The following is a 20087-nucleotide window of genomic DNA, read 5'->3' as shown; positions in this document are numbered from 1 at the left end:
TTACGAGTGTCTGATATGAAAATAAAGATAGGAATCAACGGTTTCGGAAGAATGGGCAGACTGTGCTTTCGTCGACTTTTCGATAATTCAGAAATCGAAGTTATAAAAGTTAACGATCCGGCTGGTGATGCCGAAACCTTTGCTCATCTCATTAACTTTGACTCCGTTCATGGTCAGTGGCAAAGACAAGTCGCTGCAAAAGACTCGACATTGATTGTCGAAGAACAAAGGATTGAATGCTCTCAATTTAAAACCATAGAAGAAAATGACTGGAGTCATTGTGATTTAGTCATCGAGGCGTCCGGCAAATTTAAAACCAAAGCACAATTAGAAGGGTATCTAAATCAAGGCGTAAAACGAGTCGTAGTGACCGCGCCGGTTAAAGAAGAGGGCGTGCTTAACGTTGTGATGGGAGTCAATCAACATGAGTATTGTAAAGAGCTTCACACAATCGTCACCGCTGCTTCATGTACCACTAATTGTATAGCACCCGCAGTTAAAGTGTTGCATGAAAAAATAGGAATAAAACATGGCAGCATTACCACGGTTCATGACTTAACGAACACTCAAACGATTCTTGATGCGCCTCATAAAGATTTAAGGCGAGCAAGAGCCTGTGGAATGAGTTTAATTCCTACGACGACAGGATCGGCTACTGCAATCACCCATATATTCCCTGAATTGAAAGGGCGTCTTAATGGTCATGCCATTCGAGTACCTCTAGCGAATGCTTCGTTAACTGACTGTGTTTTTGAAATGGAAAGAAAAACAACCGTTGAAGAGGTCAACCGTTTCTTTGAAGAAGCGTCATCGACTTACTTAAAAGATATTTTAGGTTATGAAGTTCGTCCACTCGTGTCGATCGATTACAAGACCGATCCACGGTCAAGCATTGTCGATGCTTTGTCTACAATGGTAGTGAATGATTCACAAGTGAAAATTTATTTGTGGTATGACAATGAGTGGGGTTACATAAATCGTACGGTAGAATTGGCAGAAATGATTATCGAACAAGGCTTGTAATCGATTAATGACTCGTTTTTCTTCTGATAGAGATGCACTGCGTCAATATTTGATGATCACCATTAATTACTGGTGTTTTACGCTGACCGATGGCGCACTAAGAATGCTAGTGGTGCTCTATTTCTATGGCTTAGACTACAGTCCGTTGCAAATTGCATCGCTTTTTCTATTTTATGAGTTCTTTGGTGTTGTAACAAACCTAGTTGGTGGCTGGTTAGGCGCAAGACTAGGTCTGAATAAAACCATGAATATAGGGTTAGCGATACAAGTAATAGCACTGAGTATGCTTCTGGTTCCTAATAGTTGGTTATCCGTTATTTGGGCCATGATCGCTCAAGCACTTTCTGGTATCGCAAAAGATCTGAATAAAATGAGTGCCAAAAGTGCCATTAAAGTTCTTATTCCAGAAAATAAAAATCAACAACTTTTTCGTTGGATAGCATTTTTAACCGGCTCTAAAAATGCGCTAAAAGGAGTCGGTTTTTTTCTTGGCGGCTTATTGTTGGCGGTCGTAGGATTTTGGTTCGCGATTTTACTACTGTGCTTGCTTATTGCAACGATATGGATAGTCAGTCTATTTACCTTAAGACGTGAACTCGCTCAATCTAGCTTTAAGCCGAAATTCACCGATATATTTTCGAAATCCAAAGCGGTTAACGTTCTTTCTGCTGCGCGTTGTTTTTTATTTGGCGCTCGCGATGTTTGGTTTGTTATTGCGGTTCCTATCTTTCTATCTCAGCATTTTTCATGGGATCACTGGCAAGTCGGTAGTTTCTTAGCGATATGGGTTATTGGCTATGGCGTTATTCAAAGCGTTGCTCCTTTGCTGACGCAGCCAGTGCGCCAACAGCCGAGCCTGTCAAATGATTTGCCAATGGGTACTGTGCCGTTTCAGCAATTACGCCGCCAAGCTTTAATTTGGTCAGGAATTCTTTTTGCGGTAATGCTTTCTCTGGCGATCACCAGTCATCAAGCATTGTGGAGTTGGTTAATTCCAGGATTAATTCTTTTTGGTTTTGTCTTTGCTATCAATTCTTCGCTGCACAGCTATTTGATTATTCAATATTCAAGAAGAGATGGTGTCTCTATGGACGTTGGATTCTATTATATGGCTAATGCAATGGGGCGGTTGATCGGGACTGTATTGTCTGGCTGGCTATTTCAGCTTAATGGGCTTGAGTTATGCTTATGGGTAGCGGCAGGGTTTATTGCAATTACATGGATAATCTCTTTGGCACTGCCGAACCAATCGCCAAACCGATCGACAAACCCTATGCAAACGTAAATTGATACTTAAGACTAAAAACTCGCTATTAGCTCAACTCTTGTAGAGATTTTATCTAAGGTTATCGTTCGAAAAAATTGGGTTTCCTTTCATAATTAAACTAATATTTCCTTGTGGAATCATTAATTTACGATGGAAACCGCACCATGCATAACAAAAAGAATCGGCGGATCACCATTCGGCTGACCATTCTGACGACCTTTTTCTTGGTTTGTGGGTTAGTCGCTGCCATGTCGTTGTCATTACATTATTTTTTTGGAATGAAATCTGTCCGTTTGGCTGCCGAGAAACAATTTTATCAAATTGCTGAGCGCACCTCTGAAAGGTCGCTAGAGCTAGAGAAGACGGGGATTAGCTTTGCCTTCTCGCTTAAGAATAATCGAAATACCGATGAAGCCCTGCATCCTAAGAAAACGCATCCACTTGCTCAAGATATGGCTCAATTACTGCACGAGACTAATGGTATTTTTTCATTATTTATTGGGTTTTCGAATGGCGACTATTTAGAAGTTTCCAACTTAGAAGCCGCCAGTAATCTACGAGAGGTTTGGCAGGCTGCTCCAAACGATCGTTGGGTGAAGGTAAAAATACTCAATGTTGACGGACAAAGAGTTCGTATCACTCAGTATCTTAACGACGATTTGAGTGTTCGCTTTGAAAAATATCAAGCAAGTGATTATTTCGCAAGTGACCGCCCATGGTTTGAAGAAGCGGTTGTCGATAAAGTTACCAAGAAGCCGCCTTATTTATTCCAGTTTATTCAACGCCCGGGCACAAGCTATTCAATTCGTACCGACAAAGGCGCCGTGGTGGGGGCCACCACGTTGACATCGAGTCTCGACCAATTACTAAGAAACTCTCAGTTTCCTAATACTAGCCGATCGTTTATCTTCGATGAGAATGGAATGATAACTGCTTACAACTCAGGCAAAGAAACGCCAAAATTAACGCCTAAACTCCAAATACCATTAACGTCTTTCGAAAAGAGCTACTTGAAATCGCTCCCGCCATTAAAAGTCGCCAATATGAATGACTATCCACCTTTTGAGTATACGGTGAGTGGTACACCTAGAGGCTATAGTGTTGAGTTGCTTAAAATTCTTTCATCACAACTAGGAATCGAGCTGACCTTCGTAAATGGGTACCAGTTTCCAGAGTTAATGGATCTTTTCTACGATGGAAAGGTAGATGTAATGCTATCGATGATGCGAACCAACAAAAGAGAAGAGTTTGGTGCTTTTAGTGTTCCGATTACTTTACCAGAAATAGTCGCAGTCACCGATCAAAGGAAAGGATATAAAATTAACAGAATAGACGATCTCCAAGGGTTAAGAATTGCTGCACAAAGAGGCTATGCGGTCACCCAATATTTAAAGCGAATTCTTCCGAAAGAAGTGTTTATAGAAACTGACGACACTTTGAGTGCGCTTGAATTACTTAGAGATGATAAGTTAGACGCGGTTATTGATCACAAAACAGTCTTAAAATATAACGAACATTACTTTTTTCTTGAAAACTTAAGTTATTCGCCTGTTTTATCTGATTCGTTAAATCAATCGTTATTCGCCCTGCATTTTTTAGTGAGAAAAGAACACCAGCCGTTAATTCCATTGTTGAATAAGGCTTATCATCAAATGGATGATAAGGTTAAGAACTCATTAAGAAGTCATTGGTTAGTATTTTCTGATAAAGATAGTACGACCGAAAGTCAGCTAACCTCCGGAAAATTACCTAGCGCAAAGTTACTAGACTACGCAAAGCAATCGTCACGACAAGGCACCTCTTTTTCTATGTTAATCGACGGACGAGCACATTATGCCTTTGTCGATGAGATTGACGGATTTATCGATAGTAACCGAAAAGAATTCATCGGATTGCTCGTTGAAAAAGATGAAGCAGAGTTTTCCTTTAAACGTGACTTATGGATAGCTATCGGCATTACGTGTGCACTGCTTTTACTACTGATACCGATTGTTATGATTTCTGTATCATCGATTGTAAAACCGATTAATTTACTCGTACATGAAAATAATAAAATTAGAAGAAGAGAGTTTGAAAAGGTAAAGCATACACCTACGGTTATTCGAGAAATACATCAATTATCTTTATCGCTAGTCAACCTTTCTGAGTCTATTTGTGACTATGAAGTCGCTCAAAGAGAACTAATGGATGCCTTTATTAGATTAATAGCGCAGGCAATCGATGAAAAGTCTCCCTATACAGGAGGCCACTGCGAACGCGTCCCTAAGATCGCGTTTCTTTTGGCAGAAAAAGCGTGTGAGTCAAACAAGGGTAATTTAAAGAACTTTCAATTTAGCTCTCGAGATGAGTGGCGAGAATTTAAGGTGGCCGCTTGGTTACATGATTGCGGGAAAATAACCACTCCAGAACATATTGTCGATAAAGGCAGTAAATTAGAATCGATTTATAATCGAATACATGAGATAAGAATGCGATTTGAAGTACTTTGGCGCGACGCTGAGATTTCGTATTTCGAAAAAATATTGGAGAATCCCGATCAGGTTTCGCGATACAAAAGTGAATTAGAAATAGAACACCAACGGATCAAAGATGACTTTGCTTTTGTCGCTAGTTGTAATGTTGGTAGTGAGTTTATGGATGACGAGCAGATTGATCGCTTAACGTCTATTGCAAAGAGAACCTGGGTAAGGAACTTAGATGATCGACTTGGTCTTTCCCCTGATGAACAAGAATTTATTAAAGATTTTTCAAAAATTGATGCGCCAGCTATTGAAAGCTTACTGCAAGATCGAGAGGAGCACATAAAAATTCGTGAAAATAGTAGCGATAAGTACCAAGTCTTTGGATTTACTTTACAAGCCCCTGCGGTTAAGCAGAATTTAGGCGAGCTTTACAATTTAAGTGTTAAAAAGGGAACGCTCACGGATGAAGACCGTTTTATTATTAATGAGCACATAATTACCACAATTCGAATGTTAGAGACTCTGCCTTTACCTCAGGAACTGTCTAAAGTACCTGAATATGCCGGTGGTCATCATGAAAAGATGAATGGAGGAGGTTATCCGCGTGGTTTAACTGGCGATCAGCTTTCAATTCCAGCGAAAATCATGGCTATAGCAGATATTTTTGAAGCGCTAACAGCTTCAGACCGGCCCTACAAAAAAGCTAAGACGCTTTCTCAATCTTTATTCATAATGCGCAACATGGCGCTAGAAGGGCACATAGACCCTGAGCTCTTCCGTTTGTTCATCGAAGAAAAGGTCTATCAAGATTATGCCGAAAGTTGTTTAATGGCAGAACAGTTCGACAAAGTAGAAGAAGATAGTTTGCTGGTAGGAATTGCCTAAGATTTTTCGATATTTTTATGTCGAATATAAAATATTATCTTTTGATCTGAAAAATCTTAGATCGAGTAATCTTGCAGTGTATTACTGAATAGTAATCGGAATAGTGATCGGAATAGTGATCGGTGCCTAAATTATGTATTTAAAGTAGGTTGTAATAATGGCGATTACTAGAATTCAATTCATTACATAGAGGCTTCCTTGCAATACTTTAGGAGCTCTTTGTTGTACTGCTTTGCATAGCTCATCGCTTTGCTGTGCAACTTTTCGTGTGCGTCGTCAAAAATAACGTCGCCTAACCCTGGAATGTATTTTTGTCCGCAACGACTAATCAAATCTGCTGCCTCATTTGGGTCAATGCCTGGTACCACTGGAACTCGACTTGCTAGCGTCAAAAATGAATAGTCACTTTTTTCTACTGCCGCTTTTAAGTCTTTCTCTACGTCTGCTTCAACGACCCACTGTAAATTTTTTAAATACTCGGGAAGCTCTTCATTATTCTGTGAATTATTGGTATCGGCGACAGTTTGAGCGGTGTTACTCGATTTAGGCTCGCTAGCTTGCTTTTTCGTCTGCTGATCGCCTTCATTGCTTGAGGAATTACAAGCAAGTAGCGTTAGAACAATAGCGCTGATAGTGGAGAATAGGAATGTTTTTTTAATTAACATGGTCAATACCCAACTAAGTTAATAATGTTTATTGATAGCGCTCCGCCAAGCTTTAAACTAGGCAGAGCGCTTTTTCCTGTTTAGATGCGTTTTCTTAAGAAGGCTCCTGCCAGTAAAAGGCTTATCCATAAACTAATAGAGCCACCACCGCCACTTGAAGGCGCGCTTACGGTAATGGTCGCTGATGCGCTTGCTGTTTCGTTACCCGGATCGGTGATTGAGTAATTGAAGCTTTCGGTGCCTTCAAAATCGGAAGCTGGGGTGTAGATTAAACTTTTTCCATCATTACTAATCACTAACGTCCCAGTTCCGGAATAACTAACGCTTGTAATATTTAGGTCGTCACCGACATCAATATCTTGATCATTGGCCATAACATCGAGTGTGATATTCGTAGCATTGGTAGTGACTGAGAAGTTATCGTTTGATGCAGTAGGCGCATCATTTTGTGGGTTTACATTGAGTTCGATGGTCGCTAATGAACTAGTCGACTCACCGTCGCTCACTCGAAACGAAACCGTTAGAGGCCCATTATAATTCGGCGTCGGTATCACCATATCTTCGTTCGCTGAATAGTTTGTTCCATCTTCAATTTGTACCGTAAACTCACTGTGATCAGGATCTTCGATGACCAAATAGATGGGGTAAAGCGTGAAAGTCGAGTCTTCATTAAGTCCGAGCCCCTCTTGAACAAACAGTACTCGAGGCGGATCATTCACAGAGATCACGGAAACTTGCAGTGGGTAAACAGGACTATCATAGGTGCCGTCATTTACATAGGCGTTAACGGTTAAGTTTCCAAAGAAATTTTCTGCGGGAGTCACCGTGGTTCCGCTTACTGTGTAATTGTTTCCATCTAAAAGCGTGAGTGTAAAGTCGCTAGGTGAAGTGTTATTTGAATCTTCAATATTTAAGTCTGCTACATTGATGGTGAGACCGATATCTTCGTTGGTACTTAATGGATCTTGAGAGGTGATTGATGGTATGCCCTCTGTTCTGGTCACTGAAAAGTTAACCGGTGAAACATTAAAGAAACTTTGATTCGAACACATTACCATGACTCTTGCCGCCGCAATGTTTTGATTGGGCAATATCACTTCTGCAGAGCCATCGTTGTTGGTTTGTGGCAACAGCGTTTGTGAGAAACTTGCTCCGGCATCATCCGAAAATTTGATATCAACTTGGTTACAAGCGACTGCGCCAGCATTGGTGTTTGCAACGTTCCAATTAATTGTCGTAGGCAATCCGCCAGCTACTGGGTCGGCTGTAGCAGGTGTTGTAACTTCGAAAGGTCCTGCCGATGTGTCTGACGTCACGGTGATGTCGTCTGAAGAAACACCTCCGCGATCATCTCGAACAGTCAATCTGAAATTCATGACTCGGTCGGTAGTCGGCAAAACCTCGGTATAAGAAGACGTGCCTGAAACCACATTGCTCAGTTGAGGAAAATACCGTTGTGGTTCTGAGTCCGGTAAAATCGCTCGAAACAAAGGTCTTGAGCCGTCATCGATCATCGCAGCTCGATTAGGTGTTTGTGAGCCTAGGTCTCGTTGTTCCCATGAATAGGTTAAGTTTGCTTGATCGCCATTATCGGCATCGGTGGCACTACCAACAAGTTGAAAAGGAGTATTGGCAGGAATTACGATATTTTCGCCAGCATCGGCAGAGGGTGGAGTATTGCTTAAGCTACTCAAGACACCACAGTTCGAGCCACCACCTGAGGTAACAAAACTTCGAACTTCATCGACACTGTGAGTATGAAAAAAGGCGTCACTAAATCCTTGAATGTTTTGTTCACCGCATATTCCCGCGTAGCCCATAATAGTAGAACCACTGCCTGGCTCAAAAGCAGCCGTTGCAGCTCGATTTCCGCCACAAGAGCCGGTTCCTCCGTTAAATGTATGATTCGCACGAAATTGATGGCCAATTTCATGAGCTACGTAATCAATATAAAATACGTCGTTAATCGGGTTGGATAATCCTGTTACTCCGCGAGCCTTAGCTGTATTACTACAAACAACTCCCAGCCCAGCTAAGCCACCACCAGCCGTATTTACAATATGCCCAATATCATATGAGCCATTACCTATGGCATTATCAATGACGGTCTGATTGGTATAAATATCGCCAGTATCGTTAGCGAATGGATCGGTTCCGCCATCGGTAAATACTAGTTGATCATTATTGGCGACGATATTTAATTGAACGGCTAAGTCACGATTATAAACTTCATTGACTCGATTAATGGTGGTATTGATTGCCGCAAGCCCTTCGGCCACTGAACCACCATGATATTGGGTGAATTCCCCTGCGGCACTTACCGCGATTCGGTAACTTCGAAGTTCATCTCCAAAGTCTGGAGCGACTGTCTTTGAATTGTTTGTTGACTTGTTCTCAAGTAATTCAAGAACAGAGTCTGCCGGTCTTTGTTTGCTCTTTAGCCGAGCTGCAGAGCCGTTATAAATACGATGTTTATCGACACTGTTTGCAATAGGGTCAATAAAGATCCAGTCTCCATCGCTATTGCGGTACATGCCAGACAAGCCTTTGCTTGATAATTCAAATCGTCCGGTTAATTGCTTATTCTCAGTATTTCGAGCGGTGTAAGAGCGGATATTGGGAAACTTCTTTTTTAGCTCATTAGGAAAGGTGCTGTTTTCAACTAAGATGAACTCAATATTATGACCCTTTAAACTGGGCACTTTGATCTTAAAGTCAGACGAATCTTTATTGTTCAAATGTACTTTCAGAGACGCAATATCTAAGCGATAAATATCGGATGCAAGCTCGATTACTTCACCAGTAGATGTCGAGTAGCTTTGTTGGGTTGACAGTTTCTGCCATACAGATTGGTCGTCGCCTGCAATGACTGGATTCGACAAGCATGCGACTATTGATGCACAAATGAGGGTTCTGTTAATTTTTAAGGGTTCCACGAGCGCCTCCGAGCAGAGTGGGTGAGTCTTAGAAGTTTGGTCAAAAAAGTATTTTTTATCAACGTGACCATAATACATAGTTGAAGCGTGCGCTTGTGTGACCTAAATGGCACAAATTAGTGGTAATAATGCGCTTTATGGAGGCGTAATACTTGTGTTTTCAATTTCGAAATGACTTGAATTAGATTATCTAATACATTGTATTCTTTAGAGTTTATGCGTCTGACTCTAAAGTAACATCGATAATTGTCAGCTCTTCTATGTATCCCAACTGTTGTATAAACAACTGTTCGATAGCTTCTATTGCACCAACCTTTACCTCTCCGTCCCAAAGGCAGAGATTATTGTCATTTTCTCTTTTAATGTGTAAATCTGTCGTTAATGTTCCGGTTGATTTGTATCCACCTGAATTAAAGTATTTAACTCTGTAAGTGTTCATATATTTATTCTTCCGTTATTGCTTATCGACAATGTACTGATATTAGCTTGATATCAGTTAAGCTCCATGTGAAGTCAACAATTCCTTTTAATAGTCAGATTGTAAATCGATACTTGTTAGTGGTGAATTAATCTTTGACAGCTTTTTGGGATAACGCGTCAAATGAGATATTATATTCACCTCGAATATCTGAGGATTGATCTCTGTATTAGTATCCGTTCTTAGTTCTATTCAATTATTTCTTGAAAATCAGTTGATGTCCTTAAATTTCTTTTGGTGTTAAATCAAGTACTCAAAGAGTCTAAAGGGTTAGGTGGGCTAAATAACTATAGTAGCTCAGACAAATGGGATAGGTTATTTAGACTTGATCTAAAAGGTCGGAAGCTTCTTTATATGAAAGTTAGATTGTCTGCTAAAGTAGTTGTAAATCTGCGCAAACTAAAAGGCCACACAAGTTTGGATTTATTTGTGCGCAAGAATAAGTCAAAATTTTTAAAATAGAGGGATCATATGGAAGGTAAATTCTATTATGCTATTTGGAGTATATCTAAAGGTGTAAATGTTCTTTACTTACAGGGCAATGAAGATATTCGTGGCGAGGCGAATGATTTTGAACTTGCGAAGGAATTGCTCTATCAAAGTATTCTCGAATGGAATGGTGACGGTGAGCCTCAGATTGAAATATTAAACTATAGTTCCGATGAGTGGTATTTATGTAATCCTATTGGCTACTCAGAGGTAGATGATGTAGAAAGTTATTTTATTGACGGTGTATGTGAATCGTGCAGTTATCCTCGCGGTCAAAGAAGTAAAAAACCATTTGATTTAAGGTTAAAGCCATCGGCAGGAATTACGAGCATTCAAACACCAGTTGAAAGAATCTACTTGTTTAGAGGTTCTTTAGTCAGGAAGCTACAAATGTACTCAAATAATTCCTTAACATTTAGAGAGGTTTTTTTTAAAGGTCTATCAACTGATTATTTTGAGCTTTTAAATGAGCCGAGAATAAACTATGTCTTAGAGAACTCTATATCATTAAATGAAAAATATCGGACAACTTTTATTTGCAAATCTTGTCAGCGAGTTTCTTATACTGGGAAGCAAAATTTAGACGATTACTTTTTTCCAAAACATGAGTTTAACTCTGTAATCGAAGTTATAAGACCTGATGCATTAACAAAAGCATCTATCGCTATAAACGGAACGCTTTTAAAAGATGGGATTAAAAGGAATAAAGCAGAGAAGTTTTTAACAACAAAAATTAAACTTTTGGATGAAGGTGAATTTTATATACCTGAGGTTACAAAAGAAGTTGACTTTATTGATTGGGGATAGAGGTGATAGAGCCGGGTAGCCACTGACAAGTATAAAGTTTGGGTAAACATGGATATTCATCTACTAAGCTAACTGACCATCTGTTATCTTAACTTTGATGCCCTAAGTTAGATTAAGATTGAGCGTCAAATGCGATAATATAATGACCCGATAAAATTCAGGGTTGCTATTGCTGCGAGTACTACATACGCAATATCCCGGATTCAAACATTATCGGCTCGCATTGCTTTAGCTCCAATCTGAGGTTTAGGTGTAACATTTAACGATTTTATTAATTTTTGAAAATTTAGGTGTGGAGGAAGTTTGGGCTTTAGATATTGATAGAGCTACTTCTGAGTATAGGCGAGAAAATACTGGGCAACTTTGTATACTACTCCCATCTGGAAAAAACGAAAGGGAACAAATTTTCAATTTCGCTAGTGAAATTGCTGAAGAACAGGGTTTCGATGCCACTCCAGATATGGGGCAGAAGTATCTATTTATGTCTTTGGATTGATAATGTAAACCTCCCTGTTTTAGTGGCACTCTAAATTAGAGTTTTCAGGCTTGTTGAATCTGGCTAGATGCTCCCATGGTGTTAAATCATTCAGGGAGTCGTGCGGCCTTTCTTCGTTGTACTCTCGTATCCAATCCTCAGTAATCTTCCGAACCTCTTGGAGTGTTTTAAATACATACATATTTAAAATTTCATCTCGATAAGTTCGATTAAATCTTTCTACATATGAATTCTGTGTTGGCGTCCCAGGTTTTATAAACTCCAGCTGTATCTGCTGCTCTTCTGCCCAATCGGCTAGTGCGGTTGAAATAAACTCTGGCCCATTATCCATTCGCAACTTTCTTGGCTGACCTCGCCATGCTATCACTCGCTCCAGAACGCGAATAACACGAGGTGCTGGCAAGCTTAAATCTATTTCTATAGCGAGCGCCTCGCGATTAAAGTCATCGACCAAATTAAACGTTCGAAAGCGGCGACCACAGAATAAACTGTCACTCATAAAGTCCATCGACCAACAGTGATTGGCTGAGCTAGGGATAGCAAGTGGCTCTGGGCTTCGCGTTGGCAGCCGTCTTTTGCCTCTGCGCCGTTTGTTTAAGTTCAGCATGCAATAAACTCGATAGATACGCTTGTGATTCCATCGGTGACCCCAGCGTCGTAGTATTTTAAATAACTTACTAAAACCGTAAGCAGGATAACGCTCTGCTGCCTCTTGTAGCTTCGTGATGACATCATCATCACGATGCGGGTCCGGCTTGTAACGATATGTAGAATCACTGATGCCAACTGCGCGACAGGCCATTCTCAAACTTGCGCCATGCTGAGTTCTCGCATAGTCAACAAGTTCTCGCCTTATCGCTGGCTTTATAGCTTTTTTTCTACGATGTCCTTTAGGATCTTATGCTCAAGGCTGAGATCGGCAAACATGGCCTTTAATCGACGGTTCTCTTCCTCTAGCTCCTTCAACCGCTTAACATCTGAAGCTTCCATTCCGCCATATTTTGATTTCCAGTTGTAATAGGTCGCATCGGCTATCCCGTACTCCCTACACACCTCTTTAACCAAACGGCCATTTTCGACTTCCTTCAAGATCTTAACGATCTGACTTTCTGAGTAGCGTGATTTTTTCATTTCTAGTTCTCCCTATGGGTTTAGTTTACCCTGAAGAACTCCAAATGTAGATGCCACTATTTTAGGGGAGGTTTACAAAGGCCAAAAAGAGCTTTTAGGCTTGTGGTTATCAGAAAACGAGGGGGCTAAATTCTGGCTCAACGTTTTAACTGAGCTTCAAAATCGAGGAGTTAAAGATATTCTCATTGCTTGTGTTGACGGTTTAAAAGGGTTTCCTGACGCTATCAACTCGGCTTATCCCGAAACGCAAGTACAGCTTTGTATAGTGCACATGATTCGAAACTCCGTTCGCTATGTTCCCTGGAAAGACTACAAGGCCGTGACAGCGGATTTAAAGCGCATTTATCAGTCAGCCACTGAAGAAGATGCGCTGCTTGCGTTAGAGCAATTCTCTGAGCGTTGGGACGATAAGTATCCGCAAATCAGTCGCTCCTGGAAAACTCATTGGCACAATCTAAATACGTTATTTAATTATCCGCCTGAAATACGCAAAGCCATTTATACGACCAATGCCATTGAGTCGCTCAACAGTGTGATTCGAAAGTCGATTAAGAAGCGAAAGCTCTTTCCATCAGATGACTCCGCCAAAAAAGTGGTTTATCTAGCGATTATGGACGCTTCGAAAAAATGGACTATGCCTATTAGAAATTGGAAAGCGGCCTTAAATCATTTTATGATTGTATTTGATGGCCGCTTAGATGACTATGTTTGAACTGGCAGTTACACAGAATAATTTACAGGGTCATTAATTTAAATATCAATATATCTGTAACTTACAGATACTAAAAATCACAGCGCTTAAACCGCTAGACAAAATGAGGTACTGCTCCGTAATTTCCTTTTAAGTATTCGCTTCTAATATCTTTGTCGTGCCTAGGACTGAATTCTTTAGATAGAGACTTTAATTCTGATAAACCATTTTTCTTATCTATAAGCCAAATTTCATCTCTTCTTAAAATACTTTGATCTAATAAGTCAGAATCATGAGTTGAAACAATTAATTGTGAATTGTCCCCAGTGCTCTTTTTTAAGAATAACTCGATTAGGTGCTTAGTTAATTTTGGATGTAGACTTCTATCTAATTCGTCTACGAAAGCTACAACTGCATTAGTTGTATTCATCAATTCATAAAACAACGGAGCTAATTCTATGATTCGTCTTGTTCCATCTGATTCTTCTTCTAGGTCAAAGGTTACTTTATTTTTTCCATCTACAGATAAGTGTTGAGTGCAAATTTTAAGAAGTTTAAGTACACCATCGCTCTTCAAGACAACAGAGCGATTCCCTGTCGAAGGATTAGAGATAAAGACAGCTCCATCCTCACTAATCTCATCATTAATCTCATCTAGAATCCGTATAGGTATATCACTTGAATCTGCATCTAGAAATTTCGTGCTAATCTCAACAACACTCGGATCAAATTCTGAGAGAGTTTGTTTTAAAAACGTTGAAAAATCTTTGTCATTGCCGATTCTGAATTCAACTCCATGACTGATACTTCTGGGTGTAAAAACTCTCACATAGTCATCAAACCAGTCATAAATCATTTGAAAATGCTTTGAATTTCGTTCAACGGATTCCGTAATGAATAGTTGATTATTTCTAGTTCCTTCTGACAAAAAGTTAATAAATTGATATTCGTCCTTTTTGAGAGACTTTAGTTCTTTTCCAAAAGTGAATTCGCTAGACTCCTCATCGTTTACAACTCTTCTGAAAATTAGTTGTGTAACGGTAGCTTTTATTTCTTTCAACTCCTCGAAAACGACAACGTCTCTAAGAATCTTAAATTCATATGAATAAGACTTATTTTTTATTTGAAGTTCAAAGTAAAAACATGTCGGTAAATTTGTACTTTCATTATCTAGTTTAAAAGATATATTTCCAATAGTTCTCTTTGGGCTACTGCCTCTTACTACGAATTTTTGGGCAAATTCAATTGCTCGAATAAAGTTGCTTTTCCCAGAAGCGTTTGCGCCATAGATAACCCCAGTGCGAAGTAGGTTTGTAAACGACTTGTTCGCTGATGAATAGATATGGTGCTTTATGTGCTGCTTTTCTCGACTAGGAACTAGAGAGAGTACAGCCTCATTTTTAAATGATAAGAAGTTACTTACCTTGAATTTTACTAGCATTTACAAGCTCTTATAGTGATATTTACGCATTAAGCTTAGATTTATCTACAAAAAATAGCATATTTTATCGCGTTATTCGAGAAATTGTCGGATTTAAGGTTTGAAAAATGTGAAGTAGGTCCACATAATATATAAATATGCTTCGTAGCGTGATATTTTCTCTTTATATAGGGTTTTAAATCGGGTTTTATGGTTTTTCTCTTGATGTATCGGAGTCAATATCGTACTAAGGCGTTATATTTATTTTTGCTTTAGTGCGCGAAACAGTTAACTTAACACCGGGTCCGTAAAAAAATACTTAGTTTTCCCTTTCGAAATTCACTGGGTAAAACGATATTCAACTGGAAGGTATATTGTTAATTTTAAAAGTTTTTTCACTATTTTTGTTTTAAATAAGTGCACTTATATTTGGAGGATCATATGCCAATAAAAGATAAGAAACACATAAATTTCTCAGAGGATTATGAACTAAATAATCGTTTGCGAAGAAACAAGAAGAGGCAAACGGAAGAAAATAGACAAAAGCTTAGGGATTTAGGCGATAAAACGAAGAACAGCCTTGATAAGAGTCGGTTAACACATGACGAGCTTGACAAAGCAATTCAAAAGAATAAGCAAAGCTTCGATTAGAAGGTATCAAAGCAAATGAATAATAAAGAATGCATTTATCCCAAGCAGGAGGAAGTTATCTAAATGACTAGCAAGATCACGAAGCAGGCAGAGGATTACCTTGAAGCCTTGGTAAACTCGATAGAAATTTCGCCTTCAAAGTATGAACAGGCTGAAAAAAGCTACAAATCTCTCGGAGAATGGTTGCATCGTGAAGATTCTAGTGTACGCGATTTTGAACCAGATGTTTATGTTCAAGGCTCTTTTCGTCTAGGTACGGCCGTCAAACCTCAATCTAAAGATGAGGAATACGATGTCGATAGCGTTTGTTCATTGACTAAGCTCGACAAATCAGATCTTACCCAGAATGATTTGAAGGCTCTACTTGGAAAGGAAATCAAACTCTACCGAGATAGTAAAGGCATTACTAAGGAAGTTCATGAAGGCCGACGTTGCTGGCGTCTTGACTATTCTGACGGTGCTCAATTTCACATGGATATAGTACCAAGTATTCCAAATGGATTAGATCAGCGTCGACTCCTTGAAGCTAAACAACTTGATGCACAATTTTCGGATTCAGCTATTGCCATCACTGACAATGAAGTAATTCCTCAGTATTTTGAAATTACAGACGACTGGCCTCGTTCTAATCCGCGAGGTTACGCAGAATGGTTTAAATCTCGTATGGGAGACGAGTATAAACGTCGCAGGATACAGGTTCTTAACGAGATGAGAAAAGGTGGAATAGACGCAAGTATAGAAGATATTCCTACTTATCGGGTTAGAACTCCTCTTCAGTCAGCGATAATGGTTTTAAAGCACCATAGAGATACTATGTTTGTCGATGACCCTACAGACAAACCAATTTCGATCATCATTTCCACTCTAGCTGCGCACGCTTATCAAGGTGAGGACACTATCGGTCAAGCACTTCTCTCAATCCTGGAGCGTATGGAAGCCGCAATTGAATTCGATGGTACGAAACACGTTATCAAAAATCCAACTGACGCCCTGGAAAACTTTGCAGACAAATGGGAAAGTCATCCCGAGCGTGCTAGAGCATTCTATGATTGGCTCGATAAAGCTAGAACTGACTTTTACGAAGCAGGGCGTTTAGCTGAACAGCGACTTATATCTAGTACTCTTGAAACTCGTATGGGAAGTGCTCTTACTAGTCAGGTTCTTAAAAATCTAGAGCACTCGTCTCGTTCTGGAGGAACGAGCCTCCTGGGTGCAGCAACATCTGCTTCTACGACTTCCTCCCCGGAAGTATCCTTTGATGACACAGCTAGAACTCCTAAAAGGCCGAAAGGGTTTGCATGATTTGGTGGCTTAATCGCAGTACCAGACTATCTTCAGAAAAAGCTGCTGTGGCGAATCTTGAGGCAGCTGTCGATTGGCTGCAAGTCGGGAAATGGCAAGCAAATAAAGAGCTTGCTATGTGTTTGGATTTTCAAGTTAGTCATGGTAATGAAATATTCGATTTTCGAATGGTTTATCCGAGTGTATTTCCTGATGCTCCGCCGTTAATTTATACCAAAGACGGATCTAGGATTTCTCAGCATCAATACGGAGCTGAAGGCGAGCTATGTCTCGAATATCGACCTGACAACTGGAAGACTTCAATTACAGGTGCAGAAATGATCTGTAGTTGTCAACGACTGCTTTCTGAGGAAAGAGAAGTGCCCGGTGAAATCGTGCATGCTCACTCCGCTCATGTAGCTTCTCTAGGGCGCGACTTACGCTCAAAACATTGTAGATTTTTGATGTCAGAAGGAGATTTAAATGCCGTCAATTCTTTACAAGAATGTGCTTTCCACTCTTTAAGCTTGAAACTACGTAATGTCGCTCCAGATTTTATATGTTCTCTAAATTATGTAGGGCAAAAAGACAGCAAATTATGGGGCAGCGACCTAGCGCTTCCAGAAGGCGGATATGAAGAAACAGGGCTTGTTGTTCGAGTACCTAAGGCCGGTAAACTTGGCAATATAGACGCTGATGCTTTAAAGTCATTTCTAGCTAGTATAAAACTTAATGATTTGAGCAGTACAGTTTTGGATTGCGATAGCGTTAAATACCTTCTAATAGGAAATTCAGACAATTGGGAGTTGTTTAGGATTTATGGAGAACCAGGCTCTCGCAAGATAATCAAATTCACAGTGCTGAAAATTCCAAGCGTTAAAAAGCGTTTAGTAAATTCTTATGTCTCTCTTTCAGATAAAAAGGTGGGAATCGTAGGCTGCGGTTCGGTAGGTTCAAAGATTGCCGCTAGTTTATGCCGATCTGGGGTCAAGAACTTTTTACTACTAGATGAAGACATTTTTTTCCCCGATAACGTTGTGCGCAACGAACTCGACCTCGGTGATACAGGAATTCATAAGGCTTATGCGTTACGGGATCGTCTTCTCCGAATAAATCCTCTTGCAGATGTAAAGACACTTCGAATTTTCCTCGGGGGCCAAGAAAGTTCTGCGTCTATTTCTGGGGCACTAGAATCACTTGGCCAAGGAGACCTTTTGATTGACGCCACAGCTGAGCCAAAGGCTTTTAATATAATAGCGTCGATATCTACACGTTACCGAAAACCGATGATATGGACAGAAGTTTTTGCAGGAGGTATAGGTGGAATTGTTGTGCGTGTACGTCCTGACATAGATCCAATCCCACTGGCCGCACGAGACCAAATATCTACTTGGTGTAATGATCAAGGTATGGAATGGGCTAGTCCTGCAGTTTCGGATGAGTATCATGGGTTGGCAGAAGATGGTACTCCACTAATCGCTGATGACGCCGAAGTAACAATAATGGCATCGCACGCGACTCGTTTTGCATTAGATATATTGGCGCGGCCCGAAGCAAGTATATTTCCAGCGTCAGCATACGTTGTCGGTTTATCTTCAGGATGGTTATTCAATGAACCATTTGATACACGCCCCATCAAACTACTACCAGAAGGTCAATGGGGGGATACTGTGGATTTTCTTGAGGAAGAGGATATGGTTAGACTTTTAAAAGAACACCTGCCTGTTGAGGAAAAGGATGAAACTACTGCTACCGAATAACGTAATGCGAAAGATGCGATTCCACATGCTCAGAGCAGGACGCAGAGAGATCGGAGGTTTAATCATGGGAGAGGAATTAAGTGAACAGACTTTCCGACTTGTTGATTTTTCTGTTGATTCCATAAGCGGTACTCGCTCGAGCTTTGTTCGAGATGATAAACAACATGAGCGAGCTCTTTCTAATTTTTTTGAGAAAACCGGTGCAAACTATCGTCGTTTTAATTACCTAGGGGAGTGGCATACACACCCTAGTTTCAGCGTACACCCCAGCTCTCAAGATATTCACGCGATGCAGGATTTGGTAAGTTGCTCAGGCGATGTTAATTTTGCTGTATTGTTTATTGCTAAGCTAAAATGGTATTGGCGTTTTGAAGCCTGTGCGTATCTTTTTGTAAGGGAGCATTTACCGTCACCTGTTGAATTAATCCATGAATCAAAAGCCTTCTTAAATTACGGAATCAAATAGTATGCTTAAACAGCTTTTCAAAAACTTCGTATTAAAAGGAACAGATTGGTTATTTCGAACTCGTTCGATCGAGGTTACTCTTATCAAATCCGCATTAGGAGTAATAATTACAATTTATGCTGGTCCTCCGTTGATAGAAATAATCCTTCGTATCTTTTTGGATACATTACCGAGCACCTTCATAGTTGTACGGCAAACAATCGATACTGTAGATAGCTGGATTCTTATGATATGTTCGATTGTCATTTTGGTTGCATTAGTTTTAATTGTTGTTCGTTTTTTAAGTGAAAGAAAAAGCAACACAAAGAAACGAGTCCTAGTGATTGAAAGCAGAGGACTTCGCGATGATGACGGCTCTCCACTCGACCAAATAATATCGAATAAATTTACAGGTCAGGTTATCCCTGTACTTCTGGACTTACGAAACAGATTAGATGGAAGTATCGTTAATCCTGAACAAGCGATAGATGATATTTCTGCCACACACCGCGCGGTGCTACAGCATCAAAAACACATTAACCGGAGCGACTTGACTATCGTATACGGAGGTTTGACATCAGTACCCTATACATTTTTAACCGGGCTCATGCTGGATGATGAGGGCACTATTTGTACATATGATTGGGATCGAACTCAAGAAGATTGGCGTTATCCTGACATGGAAGACGATGGACTAGTTTTTGAGGTTAGTGAAACTGAGGAAATAACTAACGTGGAGGAGGTGGTAATAGCTTTGGCTTTTTCATACCCGGTTAATAGTGAAGATCTAGAGAGCACCTTTTCCATGCCGGTTGTAAGACTTACACTCGATGGCATGTCTTCTGATGCGCACTGGTCTCAGGACAAACAAAGACGTTTAGCGCAGCAGTTCTTAGAGATAGTAAAAAAACTAAGTGCGAAAGGAGTAAAGAGGATCCATTTAGTCATGGCAGCTCCTAACAGTGTAGTTTTCACTTTCGGTCGCCGGTATGATAAACGTAATCTTCCCGAAATAGTTGTTTATCAATACGAGCGTAACAAAAGGCCATCATATCCTTGGGGTATATTAATGCCTGTAGCTGGAGTTGAACGAGCACGGGTTCAATACTCTTAGCTCGAAACGACTTATAGTACACAGGGTGATATCAGTTGGAATTGTCAAAACTGCGCGAGCAGAACAACTTAAACGGAATGATTTTT

Annotated in this window: 14 protein-coding genes and 1 pseudogene; 10 read left to right on the top strand and 5 right to left on the bottom strand. The window is 40.1% G+C overall.

Going from position 1 to position 20087, the window contains the following annotated elements; genetic code table 11:
* Positions 1–15: 15 nt before the first annotated feature.
* From Q9312_RS03105 to Q9312_RS03095, 3 genes are all read left to right on the top strand, one after another.
* The gene (locus Q9312_RS03105) at positions 16–1023 is read left to right on the top strand and encodes an ArsJ-associated glyceraldehyde-3-phosphate dehydrogenase (protein ID WP_309203081.1); all 1008 of its coding nucleotides are present in this window, start codon (positions 16–18) and stop codon (positions 1021–1023) included.
* A gap of 7 nt (positions 1024–1030) precedes the next feature.
* Complete coding sequence (gene arsJ / locus Q9312_RS03100; RefSeq protein WP_309203079.1) at positions 1031–2308, top strand: organoarsenical effux MFS transporter ArsJ; 1278 nt, start codon at positions 1031–1033, stop codon at positions 2306–2308.
* A gap of 146 nt (positions 2309–2454) precedes the next feature.
* Positions 2455–5637: an HD domain-containing phosphohydrolase gene (locus Q9312_RS03095; RefSeq protein ID WP_309203078.1), complete on the top strand. Its 3183-nt coding sequence runs from the start codon at positions 2455–2457 to the stop codon at positions 5635–5637.
* Between the two features lie 182 nt (positions 5638–5819).
* Here Q9312_RS03095 and Q9312_RS03090 read toward each other — a convergent pair whose 3' ends face one another.
* The 3 genes from Q9312_RS03090 to Q9312_RS03080 form a co-directional block, all read right to left on the bottom strand.
* Complete coding sequence (locus Q9312_RS03090) at positions 5820–6302, bottom strand: hypothetical protein (RefSeq protein ID WP_309203077.1); 483 nt, start codon at positions 6300–6302, stop codon at positions 5820–5822.
* An 80-nt stretch (positions 6303–6382) separates the two neighbouring features.
* Positions 6383–9238: a reprolysin-like metallopeptidase gene (locus Q9312_RS03085; RefSeq protein ID WP_309203075.1), complete on the bottom strand. Its 2856-nt coding sequence runs from the start codon at positions 9236–9238 to the stop codon at positions 6383–6385.
* Between the two features lie 214 nt (positions 9239–9452).
* Positions 9453–9677, bottom strand: a complete 225-nt coding sequence (locus Q9312_RS03080) for a hypothetical protein (protein ID WP_309203073.1) — start codon at positions 9675–9677, stop codon at positions 9453–9455.
* A 510-nt stretch (positions 9678–10187) separates the two neighbouring features.
* On the opposite strand from Q9312_RS03080, the gene Q9312_RS03075 reads away from it, so the two are divergent.
* Positions 10188–11012 carry a hypothetical protein gene (locus tag Q9312_RS03075; RefSeq protein ID WP_309203071.1) on the top strand — a complete coding sequence of 275 codons (825 nt, stop codon included), beginning with the start codon at positions 10188–10190 and terminating at the stop codon, positions 11010–11012.
* A gap of 515 nt (positions 11013–11527) precedes the next feature.
* On the opposite strand, the gene Q9312_RS03070 is transcribed toward Q9312_RS03075, so the two are convergent.
* Positions 11528–12639, bottom strand: a protein-coding gene (locus tag Q9312_RS03070) for an IS3 family transposase (RefSeq protein ID WP_309202665.1) whose coding sequence is annotated in 2 segments (ribosomal slippage) — positions 11528–12387 and positions 12387–12639 — 1113 coding nt in all. Because the reading frame shifts where the segments join, the coding sequence is not laid out codon by codon here.
* Between the two features lie 61 nt (positions 12640–12700).
* On the opposite strand from Q9312_RS03070, the pseudogene Q9312_RS03065 reads away from it, so the two are divergent.
* Positions 12701–13351, top strand: a pseudogene (locus tag Q9312_RS03065) (IS256 family transposase); the annotation flags it as partial.
* Between the two features lie 94 nt (positions 13352–13445).
* Here Q9312_RS03065 and Q9312_RS03060 read toward each other — a convergent pair.
* Positions 13446–14771 carry an AAA family ATPase gene (locus tag Q9312_RS03060; protein ID WP_309203069.1) on the bottom strand — a complete coding sequence of 442 codons (1326 nt, stop codon included), beginning with the start codon at positions 14769–14771 and terminating at the stop codon, positions 13446–13448.
* Positions 14772–15191: 420 nt separating this feature from the next.
* On the opposite strand from Q9312_RS03060, the gene Q9312_RS03055 reads away from it, so the two are divergent.
* From Q9312_RS03055 to Q9312_RS03035, 5 genes are all read left to right on the top strand, one after another.
* Positions 15192–15401 carry a hypothetical protein gene (locus Q9312_RS03055; RefSeq protein ID WP_309203068.1) on the top strand — a complete coding sequence of 70 codons (210 nt, stop codon included), beginning with the start codon at positions 15192–15194 and terminating at the stop codon, positions 15399–15401.
* A gap of 63 nt (positions 15402–15464) precedes the next feature.
* Complete coding sequence (locus Q9312_RS03050; protein WP_309203067.1) at positions 15465–16703, top strand: nucleotidyltransferase domain-containing protein; 1239 nt, start codon at positions 15465–15467, stop codon at positions 16701–16703.
* Positions 16700–18442, top strand: a complete 1743-nt coding sequence (locus tag Q9312_RS03045) for a ThiF family adenylyltransferase (RefSeq protein WP_309203066.1) — start codon at positions 16700–16702, stop codon at positions 18440–18442. Before Q9312_RS03050 ends, Q9312_RS03045 begins: the two co-directional genes overlap by 4 nt.
* A complete protein-coding gene (locus Q9312_RS03040; protein WP_309203064.1) occupies positions 18420–18908 on the top strand; it encodes a Mov34/MPN/PAD-1 family protein in 489 nt (162 codons plus the stop codon). The genes Q9312_RS03045 and Q9312_RS03040 overlap by 23 nt, the downstream gene beginning before the upstream one ends.
* Before the next feature lies 1 nt (position 18909).
* A complete protein-coding gene (locus Q9312_RS03035) occupies positions 18910–20001 on the top strand; it encodes an SAVED domain-containing protein (RefSeq protein WP_309203063.1) in 1092 nt (363 codons plus the stop codon).
* The last annotated feature ends 86 nt before the right edge of the window (positions 20002–20087 follow it).

The sequence above is a fragment of the Pleionea litopenaei genome (assembly GCF_031198435.1).
GTDB lineage: Bacteria > Pseudomonadota > Gammaproteobacteria > Enterobacterales > Kangiellaceae > Pleionea > Pleionea litopenaei.
The sequence above is the reverse complement of the archived record's forward strand: the minus strand, read 5'-3'. Positions and strand labels throughout refer to the sequence as shown.

Bases quoted from the DNA above. Each gene is read 5' to 3' on its own strand.
- Q9312_RS03105 (WP_309203081.1), top strand. From the start codon at position 16: ATGAAAATAAAGATAGGAATCAACGGTTTCGGAAGAATGGGCAGACTG.
- arsJ (WP_309203079.1), top strand. From the start codon at position 1,031: ATGACTCGTTTTTCTTCTGATAGAGATGCACTGCGTCAATATTTGATG.
- Q9312_RS03095 (WP_309203078.1), top strand. From the start codon at position 2,455: ATGCATAACAAAAAGAATCGGCGGATCACCATTCGGCTGACCATTCTG.
- Q9312_RS03090 (WP_309203077.1), bottom strand. From the start codon at position 6,302: ATGTTAATTAAAAAAACATTCCTATTCTCCACTATCAGCGCTATTGTT.
- Q9312_RS03080 (WP_309203073.1), bottom strand. From the start codon at position 9,677: ATGAACACTTACAGAGTTAAATACTTTAATTCAGGTGGATACAAATCA.
- Q9312_RS03075 (WP_309203071.1), top strand. From the start codon at position 10,188: ATGGAAGGTAAATTCTATTATGCTATTTGGAGTATATCTAAAGGTGTA.
- Q9312_RS03060 (WP_309203069.1), bottom strand. From the start codon at position 14,771: ATGCTAGTAAAATTCAAGGTAAGTAACTTCTTATCATTTAAAAATGAG.
- Q9312_RS03055 (WP_309203068.1), top strand. From the start codon at position 15,192: ATGCCAATAAAAGATAAGAAACACATAAATTTCTCAGAGGATTATGAA.
- Q9312_RS03050 (WP_309203067.1), top strand. From the start codon at position 15,465: ATGACTAGCAAGATCACGAAGCAGGCAGAGGATTACCTTGAAGCCTTG.
- Q9312_RS03045 (WP_309203066.1), top strand. From the start codon at position 16,700: ATGATTTGGTGGCTTAATCGCAGTACCAGACTATCTTCAGAAAAAGCT.
- Q9312_RS03040 (WP_309203064.1), top strand. From the start codon at position 18,420: ATGAAACTACTGCTACCGAATAACGTAATGCGAAAGATGCGATTCCAC.
- Q9312_RS03035 (WP_309203063.1), top strand. From the start codon at position 18,910: ATGCTTAAACAGCTTTTCAAAAACTTCGTATTAAAAGGAACAGATTGG.